The following is a 12,076-nucleotide window of genomic DNA, read 5'->3' on the forward strand; positions in this document are numbered from 1 at the left end:
CGTACGGGACGATCTCCTCTCGTACGGCGGATCGTTGATATAGAGGCATAAGCTCCCACAAAGCAGCCCCTCGGGTTTCCCTGGGGCTTCCCGAATTCCTATGAGGAAGGGCACGGCCGCCGCACGTGAGGGACACACGAGAGAGCCGGCTGCTCCTGGTGCTGCTGATCGCCGTCGCATTCGCGTTGATCACGGTGGACATCCGCGGTGGGGAGGACTCGCCCGTCGACGGCGCCCGGCAGGGCGCGGCGACGGTCTTCGGCCCGATCGAGAGCGGCGTCTCGGCCGCGGTCGACCCGGTCGGCAACGCGGTCTCCGCCATCCGCGACTCCGGCGAACGGCACGACCGGCTCGCCATGCTGGAAAAGGAGAACGCGGCCCTGAAGGCGCGGCTCGGCAGCGACGACCGCAGCCGCAGCCGCCTCAAGCAGCTCGACAAGATGCTGAAGATCGCCGGCCGGGGCCAGTACGGCATCAAGGGCGCCGAGGTCATCGCCATCGGGGCCGCACAGGGCTTCTCCTGGACGATCACCATCGACGTCGGCGCCAAGGACGGCATCAAGCGCGACATGACCGTGCTGAACGGGGAGGGGCTCGTCGGCCGGGTCACCACCGTCGGCCCGAACACCGCCACGGTCCTGCTGGCCAGCGACCCCGACTTCACCGTCGGCACCCGCATGGAGTCCGGCGACGAGCTCGGCTTCGCCTCCGGTCAGGGCGACCGCCCGCTGCGCGTCGAACTCCTCAACGGCAAGGCCGAGGTGAAGAAGGGCGACCGCCTGGTCACCTTCGGCTCGCAGGCCGACCGGCCCTTCGTGCCCGGCGTGCCCGTCGGCGTGGTCTCCCGCGTCGACCCCTCCGGCGGCGGCCTGACCCGCACGCTCTACGTCACTCCGTACGTCGGTTTCACCAAGCTCGACATCGTCGGTGTCGTCGTCGAGGCGCCGAAGAAGGACCCGCGTGACACGGTCCTCCCGCCCAAGCCCAAGCCGACTCCCCGGCCGACGGTGACGGTGACCGTGACGCCGTCGGCCGAGGCGCCCGTGGACGGCCAGAATCAGCAAGAGCAGTAGGAGCTGTCACCCCATGCGCGTCAACCGGATCCTGCTCTCCTCCGCCCTGGTCGTCGTCGCCCTGGTGATCCAGGTGAGCGTCCTCGCCCGCCTCCACCTGCCGGGCGCGGTGCCCGACCTGCTGCTGCTCACCGTGCTCGGCCTCGCGCTGGTGTACGGGCATGTGGGCGGCGCCCTGGTCGGCTTCGGGGCGGGTCTGCTCGCCGACCTGGCCCCGCCCGCCGACCACGCCGCCGGGCGCTACGCCCTCGTGCTGTGCGTCATCGGCTACCTCGCGGGCCTCGTGAAGCCCGAGACCGGGCAGCTGAAGTCCGCGACCGGCCCCATGGTCGTGGTGGTCGCCGCCGCGATCGGCTCCACCCTGCTGTACGCCGGGGTCGGCGCCCTCGTCGGGGACACCGCCGCCCGCCACGTCGGCCTCGGCAGCCTGCTGTTCACGGCCGCCCTGTACGACCTGCTGCTCGCCCCGTTCGTCGTGCCCGGGATCATGGCCCTGGCCCGGCGCGCGGAGAACGATCCACTCGCCGAGACCGGCTCCGCCGGCAAGGCCACCGACATCTCCTCCGGCTGGCTCTCCGGCGGCACCGGACTGCGGATCGGCGGCCAGCGCAACGGGCTGCGTGTGAAGGCGGCCCGGGCACGGACGGCGCGGGCCGGGCGCATCAAGGGGGTCAAGCGGCTGTGACCGCAGGGAAGTTCACCCGAACGGACCGGTCCGGTAGGAACGCCGGCTCGGGGGCCCTTCGTTCCCCCCTCGTATCCGCACATCCGTACCCGGACGCACCGTCACATCCGCACAGCCGTACGCGCACCGAGAGGAGGAGGCAGCCGCAGTGACCAACATTCCCGAGACCGGCCGGAATCCACGGGTCCAGATCCGGCTCGTCGTCATCCAGGTCCTCGTTCTCTCCCTCCTGCTCACCCTCGGCGGGCGCCTGTGGTACCTCCAGATCCGTGAGGGCGCGGCCTACGCCAAGGAGGCGTCGGGCAACCACGTCCAGCAGGTCGTCGAGCCGGCCGTGCGCGGCTCCATCCTGGACGCGCGCGGTGTGGCCCTCGCGGACAACGAGACGCGGCTGGTGGTCTCCGCCTCCCGCACCGACCTGCTGAAGATGAAGGACGACGGCAAGGAAGTCCTCACCAAGCTCGCCGGGGTCCTGGGCATGACGCCCAAGGAGGTCCAGGCGAAGGTCCGGCTGTGCGACGCCAAGACGCCGCAGCCCTGCTGGAACGGCTCGCCCTACCAGCCCATCCCCATCACCGACGAGGCCACCGCCAAGCAGGCCCTGCAGATCCGCGAGCGCGCCGAGGACTTCCCCGGCATCACCGCCGAGCCGGAAGCCGTGCGCCGCTACCCGAGCCCGGGCAAGGCCAACACCGCCCAGGTCCTCGGCTACCTCTCGCCGGTCACCGACGAGGAGATCAAGAAGGCGCAGAACACCAACTCGCCGTACCTGCGCTCCGACCAGGTCGGCCGCTCCGGCCTGGAGCGCCAGTACGACAAGGCCCTGCGCGGCAAGGCCGGCGTCACCCGCTACGAGGTCGACAACCTCGGCCGCGTCATCGGCCAGGCCGAGGCCGACCCCGCCCACCCCGGCGACAACCTCGTCACCAGCATCGACGCCCGCGTCCAGCGCATCGCCGAGTACCAGCTGAACGAGGCCATGAAGGAGGCCCGCCGGCAGCACGACCGCAACACGGGCACGAACTACAAGGCGGACTCCGGAGCCGTCGTCGTCATGGAGGCCAAGACCGGCCGCGTCGTCGCCATGGCGTCGAACCCGACCTACGACCCGAACGCCTGGGTCGGCGGCATCTCCGCCAAGGACTACGCCAGGCTCACCGGCAAGAAGTCCAACTACCCGTTGCTCAACCGCGCCATCCAGGGCCAGTCGGCGCCCGGCTCCATCTTCAAGGTCATCCCGACGGCCGCCGCGGTCAACGCCGGCTACTCCTTCAACGGCCCCTACGACTGCTCCAGCTCGTACTCCATCGGTGGCCAGGTCTTCAAGAACTTCGAGTCCCAGAGCCACGGCCCGATCAGCCTCGGCCGCGCCCTTGAGGTCTCCTGCGACACCGTCTTCTACCGCCTCTCCCACGAGGAGTGGAAGCGCGACGGTGGCACCAAGCCGAAGAAGAACGCCCACGACTGGTTCTACAAGACAGCCCACCAGTTCGGCCTCGGCAAGGAGACCGGCATCGACCTCCCCAACGAGGTCACCGGCCGCGTCCCCGACCGCCAGTGGAAGCTGAACTACTGGAAGGCCAACAAGGACGCCTGGTGCCGCACCGGCAAGCGCAGCGGCAGCTACGCCGAGAAGATCGCCTACGAGAACTGTCTCGAGGGCAACCGCCTGCGCGCCGGTGACTCCGTCAACTACTCCATCGGCCAGGGCGACACGCTCGTCACGCCCATCCAGATGGCCACCATCTACTCGGCCATCTCCAACGGCGGCACCCTCTACAACCCCTCCGTCGGCAAGGCCGTCATCAGCGCCGACGGCAAGACCGTCACGCCGATCAAGCCCGAGTCGCACGGCAAGCTGCCCATGACGCGCAAGACGCGCGACGAGATAGACGAAGCCCTCGCGGGAGTCGCCACCCGCGGTACGGCCGCCTGGAGGTTCGGCGGCTGGCCGCAGGACAAGATCCCGATGCACGCCAAGACGGGTACGGCGGAGGTCTACGGCAAGCAGACGACCTCCTGGTTCGCCACGTACACCAAGGACTACTCGATCGTCATGACGATCTCCCAGGGTGGTACGGGCTCCGGTGCCTCCGGCCCCGCCGTGCGCAACATCTACAACGCGCTGTACGGCGTTTCCGAGGACGGCGCCATCGACTCCAAGAAGGCCCTCCTGCCGACCCCGCAGAAGACCCTGCCGAAGATCAAGACGGACGGCACCATCACGTCCCCGAAGGTCTCCAAGGACCCGGCCAAGGACCAGAAGGCCGACAAGAAGGACCCGAACGCCCCGGCCGACCCGCTCCAGCCCGCGACGACGGCCCCGCCGACGCCGGAGAACCGTGACACCCGAAGGCGGCGCCGCCGCCGGGGAAGCCGGAGGTGGCCGGCATGACCGGCGGTGTGAACAGTTTCCAGGTCTCCGGCTACGGGCCCGAGCGCTCCGGCTGGACGCGGCTGCTGGCCCGGGACTCGGTGGCGCGGCGGCTCGACTGGCCGATCGTGCTGTCGGCGCTGGCCCTGTCGCTGCTCGGCACGCTCCTGGTCTACTCCGCGACCCGCAACCGCACGGAGCTCAACCAGGGCGACCCGTACTTCTTCCTCGTCCGGCACCTGCTGAACACCGGCATCGGCCTGGCCCTGATGGCCGGCACGATCTGGCTCGGCCACCGCGGCCTGCGCACGGCCGTGCCGGTCCTGTACGGCTTCTCGCTGCTGCTGATCCTGCTGGTGCTGACCCCGCTCGGCTCCACGATCAACGGCGCCCACTCCTGGATCCAGCTGCCCGGCGGCTTCTCGCTCCAGCCCTCGGAGTTCGTAAAGGTCACGATCATCCTGGGCATGGCGATGCTGCTGGCGGCCAGGGTCGACGCGGGCGACAAGCAGTACCCCGACCACCGCACGGTCGTGCAGGCGCTGGCCCTGGCCGCCGTGCCGATGCTGATCGTGATGCTGATGCCCGACCTGGGGTCGGTCATGGTGATGGTCATCATCGTGCTCGGCGTGCTGCTCGCCTCCGGGGCGTCCAACCGGTGGGTGTTCGGCCTGCTCGGCACGGGCACCCTCGGCGCGGTCACCGTCTGGCAGCTCGGGATCCTCGACGAGTACCAGATCAACCGCTTCGCCGCCTTCGCCAACCCCGAGCTCGACCCGGCCGGCGTCGGCTACAACACCAACCAGGCCCGGATCGCCATCGGGTCCGGCGGGCTGACCGGCTCCGGCCTCTTCCACGGCTCGCAGACCACCGGCCAGTTCGTGCCCGAGCAGCAGACGGACTTCGTCTTCACGGTGGCGGGGGAGGAGCTGGGCTTCCTGGGCGGCGGCCTGATCATCGTCCTCCTCGGCATCGTCCTGTGGCGGGCCTGCCGTATCGCCCGGGAGACCACCGACCTGTACGGCACGATCGTGGCCGCGGGCATCGTCGCCTGGTTCGCCTTCCAGACGTTCGAGAACATCGGCATGACGCTCGGCATCATGCCGGTCACCGGTCTGCCGCTGCCGTTCGTGTCGTACGGCGGATCATCGATGTTCGCCGTGTGGATAGCGGTCGGGTTGTTGCAGTCGATCCGGGTGCAACGGCCGATGTCGGCCTAGCGGCCGGGACGGGGGGAGCGGAATGTCCGGCGAATACGTCGCCCATTGCCCGGTGAGCGAGGAGATGGTGAGTCATCTCCTCGCGCTGGCGGAGCTGGATCTGACCGACGGCGACGCCATCGAGGCGCGGATGCGCGAGGCCGGCTGGCCCGACTGGTCGCAGGCGGTGGGGGGACCGGCGTACCAGGACACCCCCGATGTCCCCGACGCCACCCACATCACCCCGCAGGGCCACTTCGTCACCTGCGACGGCGACGGCTCGCTCCATCTGCCCTTCGCCTACCTCTACAGCGTCGACGGCGGTCTGCTCGACGAGGACTGCTGGGGCGTGCTGCCCGGCTGGACCAGCGAGCAGGGCGCCTGGCGGCCGGAGTTCGACGCCCACTTCGCCACCGTGGTGGGGCGCTTCACCGAGCGGCTGGGTCTGCCGGACCATGACATCCGGCAGCCGAAATACGACACCCGGTACGTCAGCTGGCGCCGGGAGCACAACGTGCTGATGGTCGGCCAGGGCCCGGAGCCGCTGTCGTACCACCAGTTCGAGGACGCCCATGTGTACCTCGTCTCCCGGACGGCGAAGGACGCGCCGTTCCCGGACGGCGAGCAGCTGCGGGCCCTGCTGACGACCTGAGAGCCGCGCCCCCCGGGGTGCTCACCTCTGCTGTCCGGGCCGGTCGGCCACTAGATTTGACGCATGGCGGAGACGAAACGGGAGATCGAGCGCAAGTACGAATCCGTTGAGGGCGGGCTTCCCGACCTGACCGGAGCGGCCGGGGTCGCGGCCGTTGCCGACAGGGGTGTGTCCCACCTCGACGCCACCTACTACGACACCGCTGACGAACGCCTCGCCGCGTCGTCCGTCACCCTGCGCCGCCGCACCGGCGGTTCCGACGCGGGCTGGCACCTGAAGTTCCCGGTCGCCCCGGACGTCCGCGAGGAGATCCACGCCCCCCTCTCCGACACCCTCCCCGGCGAACTCGCCGCGCTGGTCCGCTCCCGCGTCCGCGACCGCGAACTGCTTCCGCTGGTCCGGCTGCGCTCCGACCGCGACGTCCGCCATCTGCTCGACGCCGACGGCCGGCTGCTCGCCGAGATGAGCGTGGACACCGTGCACGCCGAGCGGCTCACGGGCCGCGGCGGCACATCACGGTGGACCGAGATCGAGGTGGAGCTCGCCGACGGGACGGATCCGGCGGTGCTCGACAAGCTGGACAAGCGGCTGCGCAAGGCGGGCGTACGGCCCTCGGCGGCGTCCTCGAAGCTGGCCCGGGCCCTCCAGGAGACGGCACCGGTGCAGCGGCGGGTGCCCCCGCCCGCCGGGCGGCCGGTGACCGCCGGGGACCATGTGCTCGCCTATGTGCGCGCGCAGCGCGACGCGATCGTGGAGCTCGACCCCGCCGTCCGCCGGGACGCCGAGGACTCCGTGCACAGCATGCGCGTGGCCACCCGCCGGCTGCGCAGCACGTTCAAGTCGTTCGGGAACATCCTCGACCGGGAGGTCACCGGCCCCGTCGCCGACGAGCTGAAGTGGCTCGCCGGCGAGCTCGGCCTGGACCGGGACCGCGAGGTGCTGGCCGAGCGGCTGACGGCGGCCGTCGACGAGGTGCCCGCGGGCCTGGTCCGCGGCCCGGTCGCCGAGCGCCTGCGCTCCTGGTCGAGCGCCGAGCACGGCGGGGCACGCGGCCGCCTCCTGGGCGTGCTGGACTCCCGCCGCTACCTCGCCCTCCTCGACACCCTGGACGCGTTGATCGCGGACCCGCCGCTGCTGAAGGCGGCCGGAAAGAACCCGCGCAAGCCGATGGCCAAGGCCGTGCGCAAGGACTTCCGCAAGGTGTCCCGGCTGATCGGGCACGCCGCCGGCCTGGAGCCCGGCACCGACCGGGACGTCGCCCTGCACGAGGCGCGCAAGAAGGCCAAGCGCACCCGCTACGCGGCGGAGGCGGCCGAAGGCGTCCTCGGCAAGCCGGCCAAGGCCCTGGTCAAGTCCATGAAAGCGCTCCAGGACCTGCTCGGCGAACACCAGGACAGCGTGATGGCCCGGCAGACCCTCCGCGAGCTGTCGGCGGTCGCCCACGCGGCGGGGGAGAGCGCCTTCACCTACGGCCTCCTCCATGAACGCGAGGAGCGGCGGGCGGTGCGCGCGGAGGCCGAACTGCCCGGGTTCTGGGACGCGATCAAGGACGGTGCGGCGGACCTCTGACCTTCCGGCGTACGGAGGCCCCCCGCGATCGCGTTAGTCTGGATGGTCACCCCTGTCAGTTCAGTCCAGCTCACGAAGGTGCGCGACATGCCTGCCGAAGTCGCTGCGTCGGTCTTCCCGCAGCTCGAAGCTCTGCTCCCGCATGTGCAGAAGCCGATCCAGTACGTCGGCGGAGAGCTCAACTCCACGGTCAAGGACTGGGACTCCTGTGACGTCCGCTGGGCGCTCATGTACCCGGACGCCTACGAGGTCGGTCTGCCCAACCAGGGCGTCATGATCCTCTACGAGGTGCTCAACGAGCAGCAGGGCGTCCTCGCCGAGCGCACGTACAGCGTGTGGCCCGACCTCGAGGAGCTCATGCGGGAGCACCACGTCCCGCAGTTCACGGTGGACAGCCACCGGCCGGTGAAGGCCTTCGACGTGTTCGGCCTGTCCTTCTCCACGGAGCTCGGCTACACCAACATGCTGGCCGCCCTCGACCTGGCCGGCATCCCGCTGGAGGCCAAGGACCGCGGCCTGGACGACCCGATCGTCCTGGCCGGCGGCCACGCGGCGTTCAACCCCGAGCCGATCGCCGACTTCATCGACTGCGCCGTGATCGGCGACGGCGAGCAGGCGGTCCTGGAGATCACCGCGATCGTGCGCGCCTGGAAGGCCGAGGGCCGTCCCGGAGGCCGCGAGGAGCTCCTCTTCCGGCTCGCGAAGACGGGCGGGGTGTACGTCCCCGGCTTCTACGACGTCGAGTACCTGCCCGACGGCCGGATCGCCCGTGTCGTGCCCAAGCGCAGCGGCGTGCCGTGGCGGGTCTCCAAGCACACCGTCATGGACCTCGACGAGTGGCCCTACCCCAAGCAGCCGCTCGTGCCGCTGGCCGAGACGGTCCACGAGCGCATGTCCGTGGAGATCTTCCGCGGCTGCACCCGCGGCTGCCGTTTCTGCCAGGCCGGCATGATCACGCGCCCCGTGCGCGAACGCTCCATCACCGGCATCGGCGACATGGTCGAGCAGGGCCTGAAGGCGACGGGCTTCGAGGAGGTCGGCCTGCTGTCGCTGTCCTCCGCGGACCACACGGAGATCGGCGACATCGCCAAGGGTCTCGCGGACCGCTACGAGGACGACAAGATCGGTCTGTCGCTGCCCTCCACCCGCGTGGACGCCTTCAACATCGACCTGGCGAACGAGCTGACCAGGAACGGCCGGCGTTCGGGCCTCACCTTCGCCCCCGAGGGCGGCTCGGAGCGCATCCGCAAGGTCATCAACAAGATGGTCTCGGAAGAGGACCTGATCCGCACGGTCGCCACGGCGTACGGCAACGGCTGGCGCCAGGTGAAGCTGTACTTCATGTGCGGCCTGCCGACGGAGACCGACGACGACGTCCTCCAGATCGCCGACATGGCGACGAAGGTCATCGCCAAGGGCCGCGAGGTCTCCCGCTCCAACGACATCCGCTGCACGGTCTCCATCGGCGGCTTCGTCCCCAAGCCCCACACGCCCTTCCAGTGGGCACCGCAGCTCTCCGCCGAAGAGACGGACGCCCGGCTGCAGAAGCTGCGGGACAAGATCCGCGGCGACAAGAAGTACGGCCGTTCCATCGGCTTCCGCTACCACGACGGCAAGCCCGGCATCGTCGAGGGCCTGCTCTCCCGGGGCGACCGCCGCATCGGCGCGGTCATCCGCGCGGTGTACGACGACGGCGGCCGCTTCGACGGCTGGCGCGAGCACTTCTCGTACGACCGCTGGATGCAATGCGCCGACAAGGCCCTGGCCCCCTTCGGTGTCGACGTCGACTGGTACACCACCCGTGAGCGCACCTACGAGGAGGTCCTCCCCTGGGACCACCTCGACTCCGGCCTGGACAAGGACTGGCTCTGGGAGGACTGGCAGGACGCCCTCGACGAGACCGAGGTCGACGACTGCCGCTGGACGCCGTGCTTCGACTGCGGGGTGTGCCCGCAGATGGACACCCAGATCCAGATCGGCCCGACGGGCAAGAAGCTGCTGCCCCTGACGGTGAAGAACGCGGCGCCGGCGCCGAGCGGGCACCAGCACTGAGTGAGTGACGCCCCCGGCGAGTGACCGCCCGCGCCCCTGCTGAAGCAGTGGCTGCACTGCGGTCACTCGCCGCCGAGCGGCAGTGAGGTCGATCCGCGGTCGCTCAGCGCAACAGTTCGCAGATCTTGAACAGCAGCATCGTGAAAAGGCCGGGCGTACTCCCGCGGCTCACGCCCATGGTCTGGCAACGCGGGCCCCTGCCCCCCGTCCCGCCTCACGCGCGGCGCCCGGGAGGTGAGAGGCCCGTTCTGTGGGGGACCCGCTGAGCAGGCCGGGTTGGTGACGCTCCCCCGGGGGGCCGACTCGGTCAGGTTCCCCCAGTTCAGACTGTGTGCTGGGGGAGCCGTCAGATCAGGCGGCCCTCCTCGCAGACCCGCCGGGCCACCTCGCGGAGCTTGACGTTGTTCTCCTGCGAGTAGCGGCGCAGCACGTCGAAGGCCTGCTCCTCGGTGAGGCGGTGGCCGCCCATGAGGATGCCCATGGCCTCGCCGATGACGTGGCGCGTGCTCATGGCCTGCTGCATCTGGGCGTGGCTGCGGGCGCTGGAGAAGGCGACCGCCGCGTGCGAGGCCAGCAGCCAGCCGGCGGTCTCGCTGTCCTCGGTGAAGGACCCCGGGTGGCGCGAGTAGAGGTCGAGCGCGCCCAGATCCTCGTCCTCGGTGTACAGCAGGAAGCCCATCATGCTGCCCACGCCCAGGTCCTGCGCCTCGCGGGCGTACGCGGGCCAGCGGGGCTGCTCGGCGCCGAAGTCGGCGATGCGGAACACGCGCTCCGCTGTACCGGAGCGGGCCGCGTCGAAGCAGGGGCCCTCCCCGAGGCGCTCCTGGAGCCGGTCGCTCTCGACGACCAGGTCGTGGGTGGGTGCCAGGGTCTCCACGCGGGTGCCGTGGAGCAGGAGGATGCCGGCCGCGTCGCACCCGGCCACGTGCTCCGTGGCGGCCCGGGTGATGTGCTCGAGCGTGGCACCGACCGACTCCTGGGCGAGCAGGGCACGCGCCATGGAGGCCATCTCCTGTGCGAACACGCGCCAGTCCACTGTCGTCCTCCTCGGTCGGCGGCCGGGCATGGGTTCCTTCTGCCACGGTGCCACGGGTCGCACACCCCGGGTCTCCTCACATCGCGGGCTTCGGCCAGGTGAGCCACGCCCTTGTGGTATCTATCGAGATTCGATAGATTTCCATCGTGACTCGATCGAAGGAGTGGTGATGGGGAAGCTGGCCGTGGGGGCTTTGCGTGGGGTGCTCGTGGTGCTGCTCGCGGGGTCGTTGTTCGTCCAGGGGGTGATGGTGCCGCTGCTGGCCGTCGACATGAACGGCCTCAAACCGGAGTACGCGTATCTGCGCACCCCGATCCTCGTGATCATCGTCCTCGGCGTCGGGACCGCCCAGGTCGTCGTGGTGTGCGTGTGGCGGCTGGTGACGATGGTTCGCCGCGGGACGGTGTTCTCCACCGCCGCCTTCCGCTACGTGCACATCGTGATCGGCGCGTTCGTGGCGGCCGCCCTGCTGGTCTTCGCGCTCGCGGTCGTGCTCGCGCCGGGCGAGGCCGTGGCCCCGGGGGTGGTCCTGCTGCTGTGCGGGGTCGTCGTGGCCGTGCTGGGCGTCGCGCTGGTCGTGCTCGTGCTGCGGATGCTGCTGGCGCAGGCCGTGGCACGCGACATCGAGGCGGCCCGGATGCGGGCCGAGCTGGAAGAGGTCATCTGATGCCGATCGCCGTCGACATCGACGTGATGCTGGCCAAACGGAAGATGTCCGTGGGGGAACTGGCGGAACGCGTCGGCATCACCCCCGCCAACCTGGCGGTCCTCAAGAACGGCCGAGCCAAGGCGGTCCGCTTCTCCACCCTCGCCGCGCTGTGCGAGGTGCTGGAGTGCCAGCCGGGGGATCTGCTGCGCTGGGAGTCCGACGGGGCGCCGGACGCGACAATGCCCTGATGGACAACGTCAGCATCCGCCCGGCCCGCCCGGCCGAACTGACCGCCGTGGCCGCCCTGCGGTGGCAGTGGCTCGTCGAGAACGGCTCCGAGGACGCCGGCGAACGCGAGGCCTTCTCACGGCACTTCGTCACCTGGGCACAGGAGAACGCCGGATCCCACCGCTGCATGGTCCTCGTCCGCGACGAGCGGGTCATCGGCATGGCCTGGCTCGCGGTGGTGCAGCGGGTGCCCACGCCCCGGGCGCCGCGGCGCGCCTCCGGTGACCTGCAGTGCGTGTACGTCGTACCCGAGGCGCGCGACGGTGGCCTGGGCGGGCGGCTCATCCGGGCCGTCCTGGAGGGAGCCCGCGAGCTGGGTCTGGAACGGGTGACCGTGCACTCCAGCCCGCGTGCCGTCCCCGCGTACGCCCGCAGCGGCTTCCAGGGGTCGCCCCGGCTGCTCCAGGCGCAGGTCACGCGCGTGTGAGCCGTATGATCACGCGGCCGAGCGGAGAAGTGCGGGAGAACGGGGCGGGACTGTGCGGGGCTGCATCCGGAC

Annotated in this window: 11 protein-coding genes; 10 read left to right on the top strand and 1 reads right to left on the bottom strand. The window is 70.5% G+C overall.

Annotation, left to right across the window (positions count from 1 at the left end):
- Positions 1 to 125 precede the first annotated feature (125 nt).
- The 7 genes from mreC to AC0665_RS06950 all read left to right on the top strand — a co-directional run bounded on the left by mreC (position 126) and on the right by AC0665_RS06950 (position 9,604).
- On the top strand, positions 126 to 1,073 hold the full coding sequence (gene mreC / locus AC0665_RS06920; RefSeq protein ID WP_468409042.1) for a rod shape-determining protein MreC: 948 nt from the start codon (positions 126 to 128) through the stop codon (positions 1,071 to 1,073).
- A 13-nt stretch (positions 1,074 to 1,086) separates the two neighbouring features.
- Entirely contained in the window at positions 1,087 to 1,758 is a 672-nt protein-coding gene (gene mreD, locus AC0665_RS06925) for a rod shape-determining protein MreD (protein WP_478704573.1), read from the top strand.
- 148 nt (positions 1,759 to 1,906) lie between these two features.
- Entirely contained in the window at positions 1,907 to 4,153 is a 2,247-nt protein-coding gene (mrdA, locus tag AC0665_RS06930; RefSeq protein WP_468409038.1) for a penicillin-binding protein 2, read from the top strand.
- On the top strand, positions 4,150 to 5,352 hold the full coding sequence (rodA, locus tag AC0665_RS06935; RefSeq protein WP_478704574.1) for a rod shape-determining protein RodA: 1,203 nt from the start codon (positions 4,150 to 4,152) through the stop codon (positions 5,350 to 5,352). The genes mrdA and rodA overlap by 4 nt, the downstream gene beginning before the upstream one ends.
- A 22-nt stretch (positions 5,353 to 5,374) precedes the next feature.
- Entirely contained in the window at positions 5,375 to 5,983 is a 609-nt protein-coding gene (locus AC0665_RS06940; RefSeq protein ID WP_468633691.1) for a hypothetical protein, read from the top strand.
- 63 nt (positions 5,984 to 6,046) lie between these two features.
- The gene (locus AC0665_RS06945) at positions 6,047 to 7,552 is read left to right on the top strand and encodes a CYTH and CHAD domain-containing protein (protein ID WP_478704575.1); all 1,506 of its coding nucleotides are present in this window, start codon (positions 6,047 to 6,049) and stop codon (positions 7,550 to 7,552) included.
- An 87-nt stretch (positions 7,553 to 7,639) separates the two neighbouring features.
- Entirely contained in the window at positions 7,640 to 9,604 is a 1,965-nt protein-coding gene (locus AC0665_RS06950) for a TIGR03960 family B12-binding radical SAM protein (protein ID WP_478602299.1), read from the top strand.
- A gap of 346 nt (positions 9,605 to 9,950) precedes the next feature.
- On the opposite strand, the gene AC0665_RS06955 is transcribed toward AC0665_RS06950, so the two are convergent.
- The gene (locus AC0665_RS06955) at positions 9,951 to 10,640 is read right to left on the bottom strand and encodes a GAF and ANTAR domain-containing protein (RefSeq protein ID WP_478704576.1); all 690 of its coding nucleotides are present in this window, start codon (positions 10,638 to 10,640) and stop codon (positions 9,951 to 9,953) included.
- A gap of 169 nt (positions 10,641 to 10,809) precedes the next feature.
- Here AC0665_RS06955 and AC0665_RS06960 point away from each other — a divergent pair, with 169 nt between their 5' ends.
- From AC0665_RS06960 to AC0665_RS06970, 3 genes are read left to right on the top strand one after another with little or no spacing between them, the layout of a single operon-like run.
- Positions 10,810 to 11,307, top strand: coding sequence for a DUF2975 domain-containing protein (locus AC0665_RS06960; protein WP_468409027.1), 498 nt, complete (start codon positions 10,810 to 10,812; stop codon positions 11,305 to 11,307).
- On the top strand, positions 11,307 to 11,537 hold the full coding sequence (locus tag AC0665_RS06965; protein WP_366052926.1) for a helix-turn-helix transcriptional regulator: 231 nt from the start codon (positions 11,307 to 11,309) through the stop codon (positions 11,535 to 11,537). Before AC0665_RS06960 ends, AC0665_RS06965 begins: the two co-directional genes overlap by 1 nt.
- The gene (locus tag AC0665_RS06970) at positions 11,537 to 12,004 is read left to right on the top strand and encodes a GNAT family N-acetyltransferase (protein WP_478602301.1); all 468 of its coding nucleotides are present in this window, start codon (positions 11,537 to 11,539) and stop codon (positions 12,002 to 12,004) included. The genes AC0665_RS06965 and AC0665_RS06970 overlap by 1 nt, the downstream gene beginning before the upstream one ends.
- Positions 12,005 to 12,076 lie beyond the last annotated feature (72 nt).

This window comes from Streptomyces sp. NPDC043685 (assembly GCF_056436585.1).